The sequence below is a fragment of the Pseudomonas sp. Irchel 3E20 genome, assembly GCF_900187645.1.
Taxonomy (GTDB): Bacteria; Pseudomonadota; Gammaproteobacteria; order Pseudomonadales; family Pseudomonadaceae; genus Aquipseudomonas.
Window position 1 is genome coordinate 592066 of record NZ_FYEE01000001.1, and the last position, 17908, is coordinate 609973.

Sequence of the window (17908 nt, forward strand, 5' to 3'; positions counted from 1 at the left end):
TCGTCATGCGAACGTGCCGTCGTGCTGTAACTGTTCTGGCTCTCAGCCTCGCACCGCTTGCGGTGTGGGCTGCGGTTCCTGTGGTCGATGACAACTCTGGCTATAACAATAGCGGGAGCAGTTATCCGCCTGCGGGTTACGGTACGAACGGCGCCTATGCCGGGGGAGGGGTTTCGACCCCTGTCTCGGCACAGGGCGAGCTGTTCAACCAACTGCAACAAATGCAGGAACAAATCGCACGCCAACAAGGTGTGATTGAAGTTCTGCAAAATGATGTCTCGCGCATGAAGCAGGAAAACCTGGAGCGATACCAGGATCTTGATCGGCGCATAGGAACCGGCGTTGCACCAGCCGCGACTCCTGATAATTCTTCTGCCGGTGGCGATGTCAATGCCGCCGGTGCAGCTGCCGCAGCTGCCGCAGCGGCCAGCCAGGCCCCCGCAGCCAGTAGCGAGCCGGGTGACCCGGCGAAGGAAAAGCTTTATTACGACGCAGCCTTCGACCTGATTAAGGCCAAGGATTTCGACCGGGCCAGCCAGGCTTTCTCGGCGTTCCTGCGCAAGTATCCAAACAGTCAGTATGCGGGCAATGCCCAATACTGGCTGGGCGAAGTCAACCTGGCCAAAGGCGACCTGCAAGGTGCCGGCCAGGCATTCGCCAAGGTCAGCCAGCTCTATCCCAAGCACGCCAAAGTGCCGGATTCGCTGTATAAACTGGCCGATGTGGAACGCCGCCTGGGTCATGCCGATAAGGTAAAAGGCATCCTGCAGCAGGTTGTTGCCCAGTATCCGGGGACTTCTGCCGCACAACTGGCCCAGCGAGACTTGCAGCGCATGTAAAGGCTTGTTTGCCAGAATCAAAGAAACCCGCGCTTGTCGCGGGTTTTTTCGTTAGAATCCACGCCCTTTTTATGAAACACGCTTCCTGGCGTTTGCGCGTTGGCGCGATGCCCTGAAGTGCCTGACGGAGGCGGACAGCCTGTTTAGCTGTTACGCCCGTGGCGACTATGCAAGACACATTGAGAATCACCGAAGTTTTTTACTCGTTGCAGGGTGAAACGCGCACGGCTGGCCTGCCCACAGTTTTTGTGCGGTTGACCGGCTGCCCTTTGCGTTGCCAATACTGTGACAGCGCCTACGCCTTCAGCGGCGGCACCCTTCGCACCCTCGACGACATCGTCGAGCAGGTTGCAGGCTTCAAGCCGCGCTACGTCTGCGTGACCGGCGGCGAGCCCTTGGCCCAACCCCATGCCATTCCCTTGCTCAAGCGCTTGTGCGATGCCGGTTACGAGGTCTCTCTGGAAACCAGTGGCGCCCTCGACGTATCGGCCGTGGATAGTCGCGTCAGCCGGGTTGTGGACCTGAAAACCCCTGGGTCGAAAGAGGCCCACCGCAACCGCTACGAAAACATCGAGCTGCTGACGCGCAACGATCAGGTCAAGTTCGTGATCTGTTCGCGCGAAGACTACGATTGGGCGGTGTCCAAGTTGATCCAATACGGCCTCGATCGTCGCGCCGGCGAAGTCTTGTTTTCGCCCAGCCATCACGACTTGAGCGCCCGCGACCTCGCGGACTGGATCGTGGCAGACAACTTGCCCGTACGTTTGCAGTTGCAAATGCACAAATATCTTTGGAACGACGAGCCGGGGCGCTGAAATGACTGAACAACTCAAAACAGAAGAAAAACGTGCGGTGATCCTGTTGTCCGGTGGCCTGGACTCGGCGACGGTAGTGGCCATGGCACGGGCCGAGGGCTATAGCTGCTACACCCTGAGTTTCGACTATGGCCAGCGCCACCGTGCCGAATTGGATGCCGCCGCTCGGGTCGCCCGTGATTTGGGCGCGGTCGAGCATAAAGTCATCGGTCTGAACTTCAATGGTATGGGCGGTTCCGCCCTGACTGACAGTTCTATCGACGTCCCCGAAGCGCCGAGTGAGGGAATTCCCGTCACCTACGTGCCAGCTCGCAATACCGTGTTTCTCTCCCTGGCGCTTGGCTGGGCTGAAGTGCTGGGTGCCCGTGACATCTTCATCGGCGTTAATGCGGTGGACTACTCCGGCTACCCGGACTGCCGTCCTGAGTTCGTCGAGGCATTCGAGCGCTTGGCCAACCTGGCGACCAAGGCGGGCGTGGAGGGGCAGGGCTTCCGCATCCAGGCTCCGCTGCAAAACCTCAGCAAGGCACAGATCGTTCAGGCCGGCGTGAAGCTGGGTGTGGACTACGGCCTTACCGTGTCTTGCTATCAGGCAGACGATAACGGCCATGCGTGTGGCAAATGCGATAGCTGTAGATTACGTGCGGACGGCTTCGCAGCGGCAGGAATCAGCGATCCAACACCTTATTTCTGATTTATTTCAAATAAGGTATTGAATAGTCCTTAAAAATCAGTATTATACGCGCACCACACAGCGGGTCGTTAGCTCAGTTGGTAGAGCAGTTGGCTTTTAACCAATTGGTCGTAGGTTCGAATCCCACACGACCCACCATTTTTAAGCAGTTTTGAAAGTCTGGAAGGCCCACGAAAGTGAGGATTTCCGGATTTTTTTTTGCCTGAAAATCAAGAGATGCGTACTTTCGACTCGATTGTCGATGTCAACTCAAGTAGTTGTGCACACAGATCTTCATATTCAGTCGCGCAGGCAACGACTTCACCTAAGAAGCCCGAGTTATCTTGTGGATTGTCCGTAACCTGATCTCCGGGTTGTTTTGCATATCGGTAATCCTGCACTTCGATGCCGAGCTCAGCGCCGACTCGTTCAATATCCGGAAGCGAGATCAACACTCCTGGCTTTGGTGCTTTAATCAGCCGAATTCCGGAGTAGCGCTGGGCAACAGGCGATTTTTCTTGAACGGCGCCAGTGACAGCCCACCTCACCCATGTGTCCCACGGGTTGAAATCTTTAAACGATAACGCCGCCAGGTCCCAAATACGCAGTCCAGCAGGACGCATGTTTGTTTCTACCGCCGCAGTGAACCCGCAGCGCGAGAATATTTCGTTGTGATACGCACCGCCATTGGGCACAAGTCGCAGCATGTGATGTCCTGCCGTATCGATTTGTTGGCGGATGTCCCGTGGCAGCGGTGCGGGTACTATCTGTTGTACTTCTGCTCGATAGGTTCCCATGGTTGTTTGTTTTTCGGTGATCCACGTACACCCGGCCACATAATCCCAACTGTATTCTTGAGCATGCTCAATCAGTTCTTCGACGATAATTCCGGCGTCGTGATATTTCTCCAGATCTGACCAGATTGCCTCGCACTGTCCAAGTGACGGGACGACATAGCAACCGCGACTGTTTCCTTCGTTAGCCGGTTTTGCGAAAGCTCGCCCGCCGAGCTCAGCCACCACAGTCTGGAACTGCTCCTTTGATCGAACATGAACGCAACGGATGGGCTTGTATCCTCGCGGATGATTTGTGATCTGGGTGTCTCGGTTGCGAAAGATACGCTTGTCGAGGCCTGCAATTGCGTCGTGGGGCTCAACCCCAGGAAGCCCGAAATGCAGGGCAAGGTTTGCACCAAGCAGCACTCCTCGGTCGGAAAACGGCAGTATGCCAATCGGCTTCAGTTCGAGGCGGTCGAGTTCCAGGCATACCAATCGGGTCGATTCTTGCACGGCGTCATAAGCTAGGGTGCATGCAAACACTTCGTCGGCGGCTTGATAATCGGCGTCTTCGATTTTCTCTGTTACTAGCAGCAGCTTCGCATTGAAGAGCTGTTGACATGCCCGCCGTATCTTGGGGATGTCATAAATTCGAACATTATTGTATCCAACGACAATCAGGCATTTTTCCATATGTTTGTTACTCCTATGTAGGCATCGCATCTGGCGCTTAATGAATGTACTGCAACGTTGAAAGCCCTACTTTTACTATTCGTTTGTCTGAGCCTGGCTCTAATTTGTTAATTGATTGTGTTTATTAGTTCCAAACCCTCGATCCCTTGTATTCCTAGTCCAGGCTGTTCACTCAACACCACGGTGTTGGCAGCCATCGTGGCTCCACCCATAACAGGGTTGCTCGCGATCAAGGCTATAGCATCCAGATCAATGAACCTGAAATCCCTGCCAGAGCAAAAACTTGCCATTGCCGCTATTCCAATGGGCGATTCCATAAGGCACGTCGCAGCGCAAATCTTGGACCTCAGACGCGCCATTTCGTAGGCTGCTCTTGCGCAACGTATGCCGCCGAGCTTCATGAGTTTTATTGCCAGTCCGTCGACCAAGCCGTTACTTGTAAGAACAATTGCTTCCTGTACTGATGAGCAACTTTCGTCCGCTATTATGGGGATGTTTGAGGCAGCGCTTATTCGCGCAAGAGCGTGATGTTCTGTTGATCGCACAGGTTGTTCGATAAACGATAGGTTTGCGCCAATCGCCGTGACACGTTCGGCAAACGTCAAGGCGTCCTCTTCGCTCCATGCTTGATTGGCGTCAACTCCAATTTCAATTGTTTTTTCCACGGCGCGTCGGATCTCTTGAACCCGAAGAAGATCATCTTCTATACCCTGTGGAGATCCAAGCTTGATTTTCAATGTAGTAAAACCGTTGCTTACGGCAGTACAAGCATCGTCAATCATCTCGTCGAGGCAGTTGTGGGAAATGGAGATGCCCGTAGTTATTTTATTGTGGCGGCCGCCGAGGAACCGATAGAGCGGAACACCGACGGCTTTAGAACTTAGGTCGTGCAAGGCGATGTCGATTGATGCTTTTGCCGCCGCGTTTGCGCTGATGCTGTGATCTATCGTGGTCAGTGTTTTTTCGAGGTTGGATACGTCGTTGCCCACCAATTTTGGTGCGAACACATCCCCCACTACCGATATTATCGAGTCGAGGCTTTCACTGCTCGTTCGTATCGAGGGGGTAGCAACACCGTAACCACGTAGTCCACAAACTGTCTCAACTTCGATGACTATATCTTCGGTGCTTTCGACACGACGAACGGATGATATGAACGGTTTTTTAAGAGGGATACGCAATAAATTGATCGAAATACTCTTAACTCGCATCGTGTTGCCTACCTTGAGCGCTATAGTCTGTTTTAGTATTTAAAAAAAGGACTGCGGCGATTATCAAAAATGTAATTCCGGTCAATGCCAGGATTTGGCCGGAAATCTCGACAGGAAAGTAGCGCGAAATCAAAGCACCCAATCCCCCTCCTGCACCGACCGAGAGTTCTTTTATGAACAGACAGTTGTCCCGCGCACCGAATACATCTAAGTAGCTGGCAAAACATTCGATCAAGGAAAGAATCAATACCCAGACAAGTGCGCCGGCTAATGTCTCTACATGGAAAATACCCAGGCTCGCTATTACGCATAAGCCACAGAGCATGGTTGCCCACGTTATAATCATCGCGGCTCTATCGCTGGCGAACTTTCCTATGATATGGATCACCACTTTTTGAAAAGCAACTATGAAGACGCTACTGGCTAGTACGACGAGTCCATACCACTGTGTGAGAGAGCCCAAGGTGGAGACAATGTACTGAGGTAGTAATGTGAATGGCGCATACAGTTTGATGCCCATGGTCAGGCCTAGCAGCACCCAAGCCAGGCGAATGGGCCTGGATACATTCTTTCCGGCAGGTAGTTCTATGTGTGTTCGTGACGCAACAATGTGCCGGGCAACATATGAGGCAACTAGTAGAAAGACGAAACTTATCAGTGCGATAGTGGTGTTGTTTTGTATGGGCAGTGAAAGCGTTATACCTGCAAGAATTACCCCGCAGTTTATTGCTATCTTGTTTTGCGCGGCTGCACCTATGTTTTCAGATGCATAGGCTCTAATTAAATATCCCGCGACGCTAACCCCAATCGCCAGGCACGTCGCTCCGATCACAAAAAAAACCTGGTTGGGGAGCAAAATCAATGCGCTGCCCAGGGCGGCTAGCAAGGTCGCAGCTGGGATGGCATTGGCTTGCAACCGCGAGAAAAAAAATGACGAGAAGACTAAAAAAAAGCGGCTGCCAAAGACGAGTATCGCGTTGGAAATAGGATCAAACCACACTGTGGCCCGCCCCATAATCGTGTACAGGGACGTTGCGATGATAAGTCTGACAAGGAAGGCGCCTTTCATTGAATTGCCTTGAGCGAGTTAAGGATTTTTATGCCATTGCAGTTGGCGTTTTCGCTGGCTGGATCGTTTGGCCGTTATATATATTGCGGCGTTCAAGGTTCTGTTTTTCAGTTCTGAAGGTTTCAAAGGTAATTGCCATAGTCTTGCTCGAGAGATAGGTTGTGCCTCGGCCCTTTACTTCGGAATAGAAGTCTTGGGGTTTCCCGGAATTTGGTTGTTTGTGCTTGATTGGCGGCGACGCCAATGTTCAAGTTTATAATGGGGCGGGCGTGCAGTGCTTTGTGGTTCGCCAAAATAAAAAACGTGCCGGTGGTGGCGGCTGAATAAACTGGCGTCCACGAGGGAATGCCCTGTCTTATATTTTTAATCAAACCCGCGTCGCGAGGGTCGGTTGCTATCATACGTTCTCCGACCTCAGTATCGATGCGAAAATCAAGATGCAGTTGAATGCCGTAGGTTGGGTCGTATTGAATTAGTTTTCGCTCAAGATTTTTCGACAATCTCACGTTCTTTCCCGAGCGGAAGACGGCCGTCATTTGCGCAAGTTGGTGTAGTTCTGAATTATCGAGATGGTCAGTAACGTTTTTTGCAAGAAAGCACTGTGTGGGGGTGCGGGTTTTGTCGCGGCAGACCGTAAGGGCAAGAAGGTCAGTTGGTTGCGTTTCGTATAGATCATCGGAGTGGGGCGTAATCTCACCGTATCCGTTTCCCCAGTCGCGGTATTTTTCGGCTCCAGGCTTCAGAAACAGGGCCTTGTGATTTTCATAGGGGTACTTGATATCTCGAAGATGAAAAAGCTCGCACAGTGCTTCGTGAGTAATGAGCGCCAGGTAATAGTCGTCGGTGTGGAATATGCCAGTAAAGCAAACGGCGGAGATGCCATGTTTTCCGACATTATCGAAGTAATACCTGTCGTCTCCCCGCAATGTCAGGCTGAGAAGTGAAATTAACTGTAGTTTCAGTGCATGGTTTGACAGGCACAGGTCATGATTTTTCCACCAGCTTTCGATGTGCTCGCAAACATACTCTACATTGCGTGTAACAACGCGTTCTTGGTGAAGTTGTTCTCTTATGAACTGTGGTGTCAGTTGCATTTTCAAGTCCCTTTAAAGTTGCTGTGGAGAAATCCATATCTCTTTTACAGGTGTTTTGTGCTGTGGAGTCGTAAGGTGCTCAGCTTCGCGGTACACAAAAAGATATTGAGCCAATCCGCATGGGCGTGGTGAGCTCGGTCAGGCGAACAATATTGTGAGGAATATTTACGGATAACCAGTCCAAGTGCAAAGAAAAGAGGGTTCCTACATCTTCGTGGGATTTTGCTGTCGGCAAATCAAAACAATATGTGGGCCACTCAATGTTAGAAGTTGTTCAACCAGCGACGTAGGCGTTTACGCGCGTTGGCGTAGGGTGAAGACGTGTTGAATTGGATCATGCGCCCCAGTGTCCAGCGGTCATGCCAGGGGTGTTCGTAGAGATCAGCATTGCTTTGGTTTTGTATGAACGAAACGATTCGCCCCTTTGCCACGCACAGACGTTCGAGCAGGTGCCCATAAGCGATGCCCTCATAGTCTCGGTAGAACTTTTGGGCGAGTTGACCGAGTTCGTTGCCTTTGAAACCTGTGTCGGGATAGTCGATGGGTTGCCCGGCGGCGCTCCTGTCTATCCATTTGAGAACCAACTCATTCCAGCCCACCAGGTAGGCGACCAAGTCGCACAGGCTCATCCGGGTGCCTTTGACGTGGCCCTCTAGGGTGCGCTCCATGGCCCGTTGCGCCGGGATGCTGTTCAAGTCTTCGATAAGCCGATCAAAGGTTGAGTTGATCGCGTCCAGCAACTGATCTTTGTTTTGCGGCACTGTCATTGGTTTTCTGCCTTTGTCGTCAACGCTTTGAGTTTCGCATCAAGATAGCTGTTCGTGCCTGCGGCACATCAATGTGTTCGAGCCGATGACCCGCGGCACCGAGGCCGACAATGAGGTACGCAGTGTCGGGTTGGGTCTGTTTATCGTCAGGGAAATCGTCCAGTCCCATGGCGGGGATTTAGGGGTTAGTTCCCATGTGCAGGACGGAACTGCGTTCGATGTGTGTTTTCCGGGCTCTGCTGCGTCGCTACAACGCCGACCTACCGAGAATGGGTGTGGATAAGGTCGCTCTGGCGCTTAGTTTGTGGTTACTCGGGAGCGGATAATCGACGATACAGTTCCTGTACATCAGCGACCTGTACTTCACAGGTCCAGCCTGGGGTAAGCGGCGCGATCTTTAAAAGATCGATGATGCTTTCCGTGGGGCCGGAGAGCTGGGCGTTGACTTTCCAATTGCGTCGATTGGCAGAGGCACGTCCACATATCCCGTTTCGCCAGAAAAACCATTGGAAGCAACACCAGTCGATTTATAAAAAATCGCTCTAAGGCAATAAAAATACATTCTAAAAAACTGTTATTTCTTACAGGTCTCAAGTGTTTTTAGCAGTGGCAGCCTATGCCCCGGTTGTCGAGTTTGCAGTTGGTGAGTTGACCCAAGGATTACTTGAAGAGAAGCAGTCATGGCCGGTGAAACCCTTGTGAGCCTGTTTGGGAAACAGGCTCGCTTGACCCCCGAGGCACTGGCGGTTGTCGGGGTAGACAGGACGTTGACTTACGCAGCGCTGGACCGGCTCAGCTCGCAGGTGGCGGCGTATCTGCAATCATTGGCCATCGGCCTGGGTGACCTGGTGTTAGTCCAGGCGCACCGCTCGGTCGAGTTGATCGTGGCCTTGCTGGCGGTCATCAAGACGGGCGCGGCATTTGTGCCGCTGGACCGGCAACTGCCCTTGGCGCGCAAGGAATACATCGCCCGGCAATGCAATGCCGCGTTGGTGTTATCCACTCACCCCAGCGATAGCTGGCCGATACTGGCGTGCCGAGTCGAGACCGTCGCAGGCATCCTGGCGTCGCCCACGGCAGTGCCTTTTCGCCCTGTCGACGTCAGCCCCACGGACGCCATGTACGTGATTTTTACGTCCGGTACGACGGGCAACCCCAAGGGCTTGGTGATCGAGCATCACTCGGTTTTGGGGTTGATCCGCCTGCACAACCGTGACCTGGGGATTGATGCCAGTAGCCGGGGTACCTTAATGGTGGTGGTGGAGGGCGTGGGCACGTAAGCCGAGAAACGCCTCGTGGCCTTTTTTGTACCGCGCAATAAATAAAAGCACGCACCCACAGCGCCTGATCGCCGGTTTGCGCCACCGCCAGCCTCGAGCTCAGCCGTTTCAGCGGGCCCGGCCAGCGGCCGCTGGCACAGATCTGGTTTGAGCTGCTGGGCCACGGTGACGTTGACCCGGATGCGCATTTTTTTGAGGTGGGCGGGCATTCCCTGCGGGCGGCGGCGCTAGCGACCCAGGCGTCACGCCATTTTCGGGTGCCCGTGACGGTGGGTGATATCTACCAGCACCTGGTATTCAAGGCGCTGGCGGCGGGTTCGCGTCTATTGAGCTGTACCAGCACAACTACCACTGGGATCGCAGCCAGACAGCGGCCATGCTGGCGGGCAGCGCTATTGTCGAGTCGCGGTTCGAGGGGCCCGTGCTGGCCCGCTATCTGCAGCACTTGCGGCCCTGAGGGCGCGGGAGAGTGCGGGCACGCCAACGCGTGCCCTGAACGTGTCAGCCCTTGGCCGCCATCGCGGTGACTTCCACGCGCATGCCTTCGACCGCCAGCGCCGCCACGCCCACCGCGGCGCGCACCGGCCAGGGCTTGGCGAAGAAGCGCTGGTAGACCTGGTTGAACGCGGCGCGGTCGGCCATGTCGGTGAGGTAGATGGTCAGGTGCAGGACGCGGTCCATGGAGCTGCCGGCGTTTTCCAACGCCAGCTTGAGGGCCTGCAAGGTGCATTCGCTTTGCTCGACGATGCCGCCCAGTTCCAGGCTGCCATCGGCGCGCGTGGGGATTTGGGTGGACACCAGCAAACCGGCGAAACCGGCAACGTCCGAGGAGATGGATTGCGGGTCGGGGTCGGGCAGGAAAGTGAGGTCGTGGTTGGCCATGGGGGCTCTCGTGTTGGCTGGGGAAAGTCGGCGGCCAGTTTACATAAACCCCACCCTCCTCGCGTCGTAGCAAGCGGGCTCGCCTGCTTGCTACTGGCCTACCCTGCGGGATTCCGCTAATGCCATAATGATGGCATTACCGACGAGCGGTCACACAGGATCTGGAAATGGCAATGCATCGCGCAATACCGGCAATCGTTCTGGCGTTGGCCTGCCACGCGGGTGTGGCCCTGGCGGACGACAACGACACCTACGGCTCTTTCGGCGCCCAGGTTACGGACGGCAGCAGCCTCAAGCAGTACAACCGCTTTCTCGACAAGTTGTTCGAGTCCGCCACCTGGGCCTCGGTGGGCTCGGTGCGCCAGGGCGCGCCCAATGACAACTTCGCGATGTACAGCGCGTTGTCCGGGGTGTTCGCCGGGATCGTCAAGGAAAGCGGCGGCGCCGACATCCCGCCTTACGCCAGCGACGCCCTGAACCTGAAAACCATCGGCGGCTTTCGCGCCTACGCCCGCCAAGCCACGCAGAACCCGGCCTTCGTCGCCGACGACACCTCCTGTGGCGCGGCGGTGACCTTTGTTTACCCGGCGGGCATCGCCGCGCTGTTGATCGTTGCGCGGCCCGTCTACGCCACCGGCTACGTGCCCACCCGCGAAGAAATCAACAGCATGGGCGTGGGCATCAACCAGCAAGTGACCCAGGACGCCGAGTACCTGAAAAAACTCTGCGCCAACCGCAAGGACCAGCAAGTGGTCCAGGGTTACTACAACTTCTACAACATGCTCAATGCCGACCTGCCCTCGACCCTGGCCAGCGTCGACAAGGACTACAACGCGCGCAACTACCCTTTCGTCGCCACCCTGACGTGCGGCATGGGCGGGCAGAACATGAACGTGATCGCCTGCTTCAAAAGCACCGACCTGAAGATCACCACCGACAACCAGGGCAAGCTCTACAAGATGTTCAACCTGGGCGACGCCGGGACGATCGACAAGCAAGGCCTGCACATCGACCTGCCCGAGCACTTCGCCATCGAAGCGCAGAACAGCCAGCAGACCCTGATCCTGGGCCTGACCATCAAGGACCGCGCCGGCAAGGTGGTGTACGCCGACCAGCAAGGCCAGTACGGGGTGATTTCGATCAAGCACTGACCGGGGTTGGCGCGGCTTCGCGTGCGGCGGCGGTAGCGCCCGCGCGTTGCAGCCAGGCCAGGATGTCGTCCCACAAGGGCTGGGCGTCGGCGCGAAAGTAGCCCATGTGCCCGATGGCTGGGCTGCCAGGGCGCGGTTGCAGGTCGAGGCGGGTCAGCGGGGCCTGGCGATAGGCTTTGACGAACGCATCGCACGAGCGCGGCGGCGCCCAGGGGTCGTCCACCGACGTGGCGAAAACGCACGGCGTGCGCACGCTGGCGTAGAGCGGCACGACGTGGGCCATTTGCGGGTCGTCAAAGTAGTAGTGGGGGAAGGCGCACCAGCGCTTCCAGTCCTGATACACCCCCAGCGGCAAGTCGTCGCCCATGCCCAGCACACTCCAGGCCATGTAGCCCTTGGCGGCCACCAGTGCCGGGAGCACGAAGGTCCACAGCAAGCGGGTTTTCCACGCCTCGGCCGGGGCCATCCAGCCGCTCCAACCCGCGCCGCTGCCCAGGCTGTAGCAGGCCGTGAGCGCGTCGTGGTTGGGCAGCAGGCCGATGGCGTGGCCGCCGAACGAATGGCCGACCCAGTACAGCGGCAGCGGTTCCTCGCGCAGCAGGTCCACGGCCGCGGCCAGGTCTTGGTAGGCCCAGTCCAGGTACGACATGGCAAAGCCCTTGAGGGACACCGGGCGTGATTGGCCGATGCCGCGGTAATCCAGGGTCAGCACATTAAAGCCCAGGCCCGCCGCGTGTTCGGCGAAACGCCGGTAGAAGCGCTGCTGCACCCCGGTGGCCCCGGCCACGATCAGGTTGCCTTTGGCAGTGCCCGCGGCCCTGTAGCGCACGGCGCCCAGGCGATAGCCGTCGCGGGCGAGCAGGGTGAAGGTGTCGGTATGGATCGGCGTCGTGGGCATGGTCGGGTTCCGTTCAGTGCCGGGAGGGGTTGGCTCAGCGGCCGGTGAATACCGGTTCGCGCTTTTGCAGCATGGCCATCACCCCTTCGCGGGCGTCCTGGCTTTTGATCTGCGTCAGCAGCGCTGCGTTGAGCTGGCTGAATGCCGCTTCATCGCCCGCCGCTTGCGCGAGGAAGGCCGACTGCAACGTCGCCCGAACGGCCAGCGGTGCAGCTTTGGCGATGCGTTGCGCATACTCGATAGCCCGCGGCAGGGTTTGGCCGGGTTCGACCACTTCGGTGAGCAGGCGCATGCCCCGGGCCTGTTGCGCGTCGAAGGTTTCCCCGGTGAGCAGGTAACGCATGGCGTCGGCCCACCCGGCGGCGCGGGTGAAGCGCACGGTCGAGCCGCCGGCCGGGGAAATCCCGCGCAGCACTTCCAGGTGAGCGAAGCGCGCCGTGGTGTCGGCAACGACGATATCGGCGTTGAGCATCAACTCGATCCCCGCCGTCCAGCACGTCCCTTGTACCGCCACCACCACCGGTTTGGTGCGCCGGGGGCCGGACACGCCCCAGGGGTCGATGCCTTCTTGCGGGTAGTGGAAGCCGCCGCTGGCCAACTTGGGGGTCAGCTCCATCAAGTCCAGCCCCGCAGTGAAGTGCTCGCCGTGGGCGAACAGCACCGCGCACCGCGCCTCGTCCTGGCGCTCGTACTCCCCCAGCGCCAGGGACAGGTCTGTCAGCAGGGCACTGTCAAACGCATTGCGTTTGCCGGCCCGATCCAACCCGATAAAAAACAGATCGCCCCGTTGCTCGCGGGTTACCCGGCCTGCGCCACTGTTGTCCTGGCTCATCTATCACGCTCCTCAAGGTTACTGACCATTCGTTCGGTAACAAGAAATTAAACGAACGTTTGGTAATCGTCAAATTGAGGCGGGTAGGCTTATGCCATAGAATCACCGCCAGTGATCGCCAGTAGGAAAACCCCCGTGCGCCCCTTGAAAATCCCCCGTGATGAACTGCTGCAACGCTGTGCCTGTACGTTCAAGCGCCTGGGCTACCACGGCACCACCATGGATGCGCTGGCCGGCGCGTGCGGCTTTACCAAGGCGTCGTTCTACCATCACTACTCGAACAAAGAGTTCCTGCTGCGCGACGTCCTGGAGTGGACGCACCAGCGCGCCAGCACGCTGCTGTTTGCGTTGGCCTATGACGAGGCCCTCACGGCCCACGAACGCCTGACGAAAATGGGGCGCCGGGCAATGGGTATGTTCCAGGACGATGCGATTGGGTGCCTGATGGGGGTGATCGCGGTCGATGCCAGCTACGGTAAGCCGGAGTTGATGGCACCGATCCGCGCTTTTTTCGATGACTGGGCCAAGGCTTTTGCCCATTTGTTGGGCGAGCAGTTGGGCGAAGTGCAAGCCTTGGTCGTGGCGCGGCGCTGGGTGGCCGATTATGAGGGGGCCATTTTGTTGGCGCGGGTCTATGACGACCCGGCCTATATAGAGGCGGTGACCGAGCGGGCGTTGGCGCTGCTGGGGCCCGGCGCACCCCCCAGCCAAACTCAGTAGGCATACCTCAACGTCGTCATGAAGTTACGCGGCGCACCGTACAGGCCTGCCGCGGTGGTGGTCAGGTATTCCTTGTCGAACAGGTTGTTGACGTTCAGCGAAGCGCTGAGCGCCGGGGTGAGCTGGTACTTGGCCATGGCGCTGACCAGCGCATAGCTGCTCTGGCTGGTGGCGTAGCTCAGGTCGTAGCCGGTTTCGCTCTGCCAGTTCACGCCGCCGCCCAGGGTGAGCTTGTCCAGCGCGCCGGGCAGGCGATAGGTACTGAACAGCTTGACGCTGTTGCGCGGGATTTCGGTAACGATGCGCCGGTCGTCGTCGCTGAAGCTGACGCTGTAGGAGTAGCCCCCGCTCAGTTGCCAGCCTTCGCTCAGCTCGCCGTTGATCTCCAGTTCCACCCCTTCGCTGGTGGTGCCGTTTTCGGCCTTGTAGGCCTGGAAGCCATTGGGCGCCAGTTTGTTGCCATCGGCCACCGCCAGGTTGTCCTGCTCGACACGGAACAGTGCCAGGCTGGTGTTCAGGCGTCCTTCATAGAACCCGGCCTTGAGGCCCAACTCGTAGCCGGTGCCCTCTTGCGGGTCCAGGGGCGTGCCGTTGACGTCGCGCACCGAGGCCGATTGCGGGTTGAAGATCTGGGTGTAGCTGGCGTATGCGGTCCAGGTGTCGTCCAGGTCGTAGACGAAGCCAGCGTAGGGGATGAACACGCCGGTTTCGCTGCGTTGGGTTTCACTGCGCACGCCGGTGTTGAGGCGGCTTTTGCTGTCGCGTTCCCAGTCCACTACGCGGGCGCCGAGGATCAGGCTGGCGGCGTCGGTCAGGTGCCAGCGCGAGGTCAGGTAGGCGCCGTACTGGGTTTCGGTGAGGTCGCTTTCGCCGATCTGCTTGAACTGCGGTTTGGGTGTGCTGCCGTTCCAATGGTAGATGTCGGGGATGCTGCCGTTGTAGCCCGAGCTTGGGCGCTGCCAGCCGCCGTAGTTGGGCGTGCCGCGTTCTTCCAGGCGCGACAGGGTCACGCCGGCGATCAATTCGTGCTCGCGGCCCAGCAGTGGGAAGCCGCCGGTGAGGTAGGCGTCAACGCTGTCCTGTTCGGGTGTGGCCTGCCAGCGGGTGGGCATGATGACGGCGCCGGCGCCGGTTTGCGGGTCGATGTTGCCGGACATGTAGCTGACCACCGTGTCGTAGTCGTTGCGCGCGTGGCTGTATTCGAGCTTGCCGCTCCAGCCGCTGTCGAAGTGGTGTTCCACCGAGGTGAACAGGGTGCTCTGCTGGCGATCGTAGTAGCTCCAGTCGGGCGAGGTGTTGAACGAGTGCTTGATGTCGGTGCGCCCACCGGTGGTGGTGAACAGCGGGAACCCCGTGCGCATGGGCGCGTTGGTGTGGGTGGTCTGCTGGCTCAGGCCCAGGGTCAACAGGGTGGCGTCGCTCAGGTCCAGCTCGGTGATGCCGTACAGGGTGGACAGTTCCTGGCTGAAACGGTCGACCCAGGCATGCTGCTCTTTCTGGTCGGCTACCAGGCGTGCGCGCAGGGTGCCGCTGTCGTTCAGCGCACCGCCCACGTCCACGCTCAAGCCGTAGCGGTCCCAGTTGCCGGCCTCGGCGGCGAGGATCACCTGGGGCGCGGCGGTGGGGCGCTTGCGGATCAGGTTGATGGTGGCCGACGGGTTGCCCAGGCCGCTGATGAGCCCGGTGGCGCCGCGCACCACTTCGACGCGGTCGTACATCGCGGTGTTCTGGGTGTAGTTGTCCATGTTCGCGGCGGTGGGCACGCCGTCGATTTCAAAGTTGCGGATCGGGAAACCGCGGGACATGTACACCGTGCTGTCGGCCCCCAGGCTTTCGCGGATCACCGTGATGCCGGTGGTGGCGTCCATGGCGTCGGTGAGGTTGTCCAGTTTCTGGTCTTCCAGGCGCTGGCGGGTGAGCACCGTGACCGACTGCGGGGTTTCCTTGAGGGCCAGGTTCAGGCGCGTCGAGCTGCTGGAGGAGTCGCTGGTGTACGAGCCACTGCCTTCGGTGGTGGCCCCCGGTGCCTTGCCGGAAATGGTCAGGGCGCTCAGTTGCAGTGCGGTATCGCCCGCCGCCTTGGCCGGGATCAGCACATAGCCGCCATTGCTGCGGCGCTCGGCATGCAGGCCGCTGCCGGCGAGCAGCCGCTGGAGGCCCTCTTCGACCGAATAGTTGCCTTGCAGGCCCGGGGTTTGCAGGTGCTGGGTCTGCTCGCTGGCAAACGACAGGGTGACCCCGGCCGTGGCGGCAAACTGGCTGAGGGCGTCGGCCAGGGCACCGGCGCCGATGCTGTAGTGCGCCACCTGGGCCTGGGCGACGGCCAGGGTCGGCAGCCCGGCCAGTGGCGCGGCGCTCAGGCCCAGCAGCGCCAGGTGTACAGCGCTGGCCAGGGGGCGGGCCGCTCGCAGAGAGAAACGAGGCATGGAAATGTCCTTGGGTGGGAGAGCACATATGCGGCGTTTATTGCCGCTTCAGTGCATGGCCGGATGAGAATGAAAATCGGCAACCCCCGCGCCAGGGTTTTTCATGCGGGCTCCACCCGCACCCAATAACGGGTCAAAAAACGTACCCGCACCGGCAGGGAAGTGGCCAGGTTTTCCAGCAGGGTGTCGCTGTCGTCCAGGCGAAACGCGCCGGACAGGCGCAGCCCCGCCACCGCGTCGCTGCACTGCAACACGCCGGGGCGGTAGCGGGCGATTTCGCTGAGCAACTCGCCCAGGCGCCAATCCACCGCCATCAGCATGCCCCGGGCCCAGGCGTCGCTGCCGGCGGGCAGGGCGCTGGGCGGGGCCAGGTCGAAGCTGCCTTGCTGGCCGGCGTCCAGGCGCAGCACCTGTTGGGGGGCGTGGCGCGGGCGCAGTTCCACCGCGTGCTCCAGCACCTGCACCTGGGTGTGCCCGGCTTCGCTGCGCACGCAAAACCGCGTGCCCAGGGCGCGCACGCTGCCGTGGCGGGTGTGGACGACAAAGGGCCGGCCGGCGGGGTCGGCGGCGGTCTGGATGAGGATCTGGCCGTGGTGCAAGTGGACCTGGCGCAGGTGGGCGCTGTAGTCCACGTCCACCGCGCTGTGGGTGTCGAGGTCCACTTGGCTGCCGTCGGCCAGTGCCACGTGGCGGCGCTGGCCTTTGGCGGTGCGGTACTGGGCCAGCCGCGCCGGCAACGGCTCCAGGGCCAGGGCCCCCCAACCGGTGGCGCCGGCCGCCAGCAGCACGCCCAGCACCTTGACCACCGCCCGGCGTTTGGCGCGGGCACCGGCCAGGGTGGGCAAGGCCACGTCCTGGGGCAGGGCGCCCAGTTGCCGTTGCAGTTTCTCGACCCGCGCCCAGGCCTGGGTGTGGGCCGCGTTTTCGGCCAACCAGGCGCGCCAGGCTTGGCGCTCCTGCTCGCTGGGCGGCGCGGCGCTCAGTTGTACGTACCAGGTGGCGGCGGCCTTGAGGACCTGGCGGTCGAGGGCGGCGGGCATCAGTCTTCCACCAGCAACAGGCAATGGGCCATGGCGTTAATCATGTGTTTTTTTACCGTGGTCACCGACACGCCCAGGCGCTGGGCAGTGGCCACGTAGCTCAGGCCTTCGAGCTGCACCGCGAGGAAAATCCGCCGGGTGCGCTCGCCCAGGTCATCGAGCATGGCGTCCACGGCGGCCAGGGTTTCGAGGATTTGCAGGCGGGTTTCGGGGGAGATGTCCACGGCATCGGGGCGTAGCGCCAGGGTTTCTAGGTAAGCCTGCTCCACGGCACGGCGGCGGAACTTATCAATCAGCAACGCCCGGGCGATGGCACTCAGATAGGTGCGCGGCTCACGAATGGCCTCGGCATTGCGGGCCATCAGCACCCGCACGAAGGTGTCCTGCGCCAGGTCCGCCGCATCGCTGGAATTACCCAACCGCGCCCGTAGCCAACCGTTCAGCCAACCGTTGTGGTCGCGGTAGAGCTGGTGCAGCACAGGAGACGTGGAGGTGGGCATGGGCAGGGTCGTTATTGAGAATGATTATTTATTATTGTTTGCGAAAACCACCGAGCCTGACAAGTGCCAGGTGTCAAATGGCTATGACTGCGGTCATGGGAGCCAGGCTTGCCGGCGATGGCAGCTTCAAGATGGCTATCGCGGGCGGGCCCGCTCCCACAGTTGAACGGTGGTGTGGGTAGGATTTTCATTTTTCCTCTGTGGGAGCGAGCCTGCTCGCGATGGCGGCACTGAGTGGCCGT

At 59.1% G+C, this 17908-nt stretch carries 18 protein-coding genes, 1 tRNA gene and 1 pseudogene; 9 read left to right on the forward strand and 11 right to left on the reverse strand.

The genetic code is table 11. The annotated features are described in order from the left end of the window. Window positions 1-5: 5 nt before the first annotated feature. From ybgF to CKW13_RS02530, 4 genes are all read left to right on the forward strand, one after another. Window positions 6-839 (forward strand): tol-pal system protein YbgF, encoded by an 834-nt coding sequence (gene ybgF / locus CKW13_RS02515; protein WP_095106640.1) that lies wholly within the window; start codon window positions 6-8, stop codon window positions 837-839. Between the two features lie 167 nt (window positions 840-1006). Continuing rightward, window positions 1007-1654, forward strand: a complete 648-nt coding sequence (queE, locus tag CKW13_RS02520) for a 7-carboxy-7-deazaguanine synthase QueE (protein ID WP_095106642.1) — start codon at window positions 1007-1009, stop codon at window positions 1652-1654. 1 nt (window position 1655) lies between these two features. Beyond that, on the forward strand, window positions 1656-2348 hold the full coding sequence (gene queC, locus CKW13_RS02525) for a 7-cyano-7-deazaguanine synthase QueC (RefSeq protein ID WP_095106644.1): 693 nt from the start codon (window positions 1656-1658) through the stop codon (window positions 2346-2348). Window positions 2349-2410: 62 nt separating this feature from the next. Beyond that, window positions 2411-2486: transfer RNA gene (locus CKW13_RS02530), tRNA-Lys, on the forward strand. Window positions 2487-2557: 71 nt separating this feature from the next. Here the strand turns inward: CKW13_RS02530 and CKW13_RS02535 are convergent. The 5 genes from CKW13_RS02535 to CKW13_RS02555 form a co-directional block, all read right to left on the reverse strand. Continuing rightward, entirely contained in the window at window positions 2558-3796 is a 1239-nt protein-coding gene (locus CKW13_RS02535; protein ID WP_095106646.1) for an acetyl-CoA carboxylase biotin carboxylase subunit family protein, read from the reverse strand. A 107-nt stretch (window positions 3797-3903) separates the two neighbouring features. Then, on the reverse strand, window positions 3904-5007 hold the full coding sequence (locus tag CKW13_RS02540) for a mandelate racemase/muconate lactonizing enzyme family protein (RefSeq protein ID WP_095106648.1): 1104 nt from the start codon (window positions 5005-5007) through the stop codon (window positions 3904-3906). Then, window positions 4997-6076, reverse strand: a complete 1080-nt coding sequence (locus tag CKW13_RS02545) for a hypothetical protein (protein ID WP_095106650.1) — start codon at window positions 6074-6076, stop codon at window positions 4997-4999. Before CKW13_RS02545 ends, CKW13_RS02540 begins: the two co-directional genes overlap by 11 nt. Window positions 6077-6198: 122 nt before the next feature. Beyond that, window positions 6199-7170 (reverse strand): hypothetical protein, encoded by a 972-nt coding sequence (locus tag CKW13_RS02550; RefSeq protein ID WP_095106652.1) that lies wholly within the window; start codon window positions 7168-7170, stop codon window positions 6199-6201. Between the two features lie 263 nt (window positions 7171-7433). Beyond that, entirely contained in the window at window positions 7434-7937 is a 504-nt protein-coding gene (locus CKW13_RS02555; RefSeq protein ID WP_095106655.1) for a ClbS/DfsB family four-helix bundle protein, read from the reverse strand. 73 nt (window positions 7938-8010) lie between these two features. Here CKW13_RS02555 and CKW13_RS02560 point away from each other — a divergent pair. The 3 genes and pseudogenes from CKW13_RS02560 to CKW13_RS24945 form a co-directional block, all read left to right on the forward strand. After that, window positions 8011-8220, forward strand: a pseudogene (locus tag CKW13_RS02560) (ATP-binding protein); the annotation flags it as partial. 397 nt (window positions 8221-8617) lie between these two features. Continuing rightward, window positions 8618-9217, forward strand: coding sequence for an AMP-binding protein (locus tag CKW13_RS02565; protein ID WP_095106660.1), 600 nt, complete (start codon window positions 8618-8620; stop codon window positions 9215-9217). Window positions 9218-9357: 140 nt separating this feature from the next. Next, window positions 9358-9744 (forward strand): acyl carrier protein, encoded by a 387-nt coding sequence (locus CKW13_RS24945; protein WP_371856215.1) that lies wholly within the window; start codon window positions 9358-9360, stop codon window positions 9742-9744. Here the strand turns inward: CKW13_RS24945 and CKW13_RS02575 are convergent. Beyond that, window positions 9719-10099, reverse strand: a complete 381-nt coding sequence (locus CKW13_RS02575) for a RidA family protein (protein ID WP_095106663.1) — start codon at window positions 10097-10099, stop codon at window positions 9719-9721. The genes CKW13_RS24945 and CKW13_RS02575 overlap by 26 nt on opposite strands. Before the next feature lie 167 nt (window positions 10100-10266). Here CKW13_RS02575 and CKW13_RS02580 point away from each other — a divergent pair, with 167 nt between their 5' ends. Then, complete coding sequence (locus CKW13_RS02580; RefSeq protein ID WP_141233941.1) at window positions 10267-11250, forward strand: hypothetical protein; 984 nt, start codon at window positions 10267-10269, stop codon at window positions 11248-11250. Here the strand turns inward: CKW13_RS02580 and CKW13_RS02585 are convergent. Next, a complete protein-coding gene (locus CKW13_RS02585; protein WP_095106665.1) occupies window positions 11240-12148 on the reverse strand; it encodes an alpha/beta fold hydrolase in 909 nt (302 codons plus the stop codon). The genes CKW13_RS02580 and CKW13_RS02585 overlap by 11 nt on opposite strands. A gap of 34 nt (window positions 12149-12182) precedes the next feature. Beyond that, the gene (locus CKW13_RS02590; protein WP_095106666.1) at window positions 12183-12980 is read right to left on the reverse strand and encodes a crotonase/enoyl-CoA hydratase family protein; all 798 of its coding nucleotides are present in this window, start codon (window positions 12978-12980) and stop codon (window positions 12183-12185) included. 135 nt (window positions 12981-13115) lie between these two features. Here CKW13_RS02590 and CKW13_RS02595 point away from each other — a divergent pair, with 135 nt between their 5' ends. Beyond that, window positions 13116-13700, forward strand: a complete 585-nt coding sequence (locus CKW13_RS02595; RefSeq protein ID WP_095106668.1) for a TetR/AcrR family transcriptional regulator — start codon at window positions 13116-13118, stop codon at window positions 13698-13700. Here CKW13_RS02595 and CKW13_RS02600 read toward each other — a convergent pair. The 3 genes from CKW13_RS02600 to CKW13_RS02610 all read right to left on the reverse strand — a co-directional run bounded on the left by CKW13_RS02600 (window position 13694) and on the right by CKW13_RS02610 (window position 17666). Beyond that, a complete protein-coding gene (locus CKW13_RS02600; protein WP_095106670.1) occupies window positions 13694-16126 on the reverse strand; it encodes a TonB-dependent receptor in 2433 nt (810 codons plus the stop codon). The genes CKW13_RS02595 and CKW13_RS02600 overlap by 7 nt on opposite strands. A gap of 101 nt (window positions 16127-16227) precedes the next feature. Further along, a complete protein-coding gene (locus CKW13_RS02605) occupies window positions 16228-17166 on the reverse strand; it encodes a FecR domain-containing protein (protein ID WP_095106672.1) in 939 nt (312 codons plus the stop codon). Beyond that, window positions 17166-17666 (reverse strand): sigma-70 family RNA polymerase sigma factor, encoded by a 501-nt coding sequence (locus tag CKW13_RS02610; protein ID WP_095106674.1) that lies wholly within the window; start codon window positions 17664-17666, stop codon window positions 17166-17168. Before CKW13_RS02610 ends, CKW13_RS02605 begins: the two co-directional genes overlap by 1 nt. Window positions 17667-17908 lie beyond the last annotated feature (242 nt).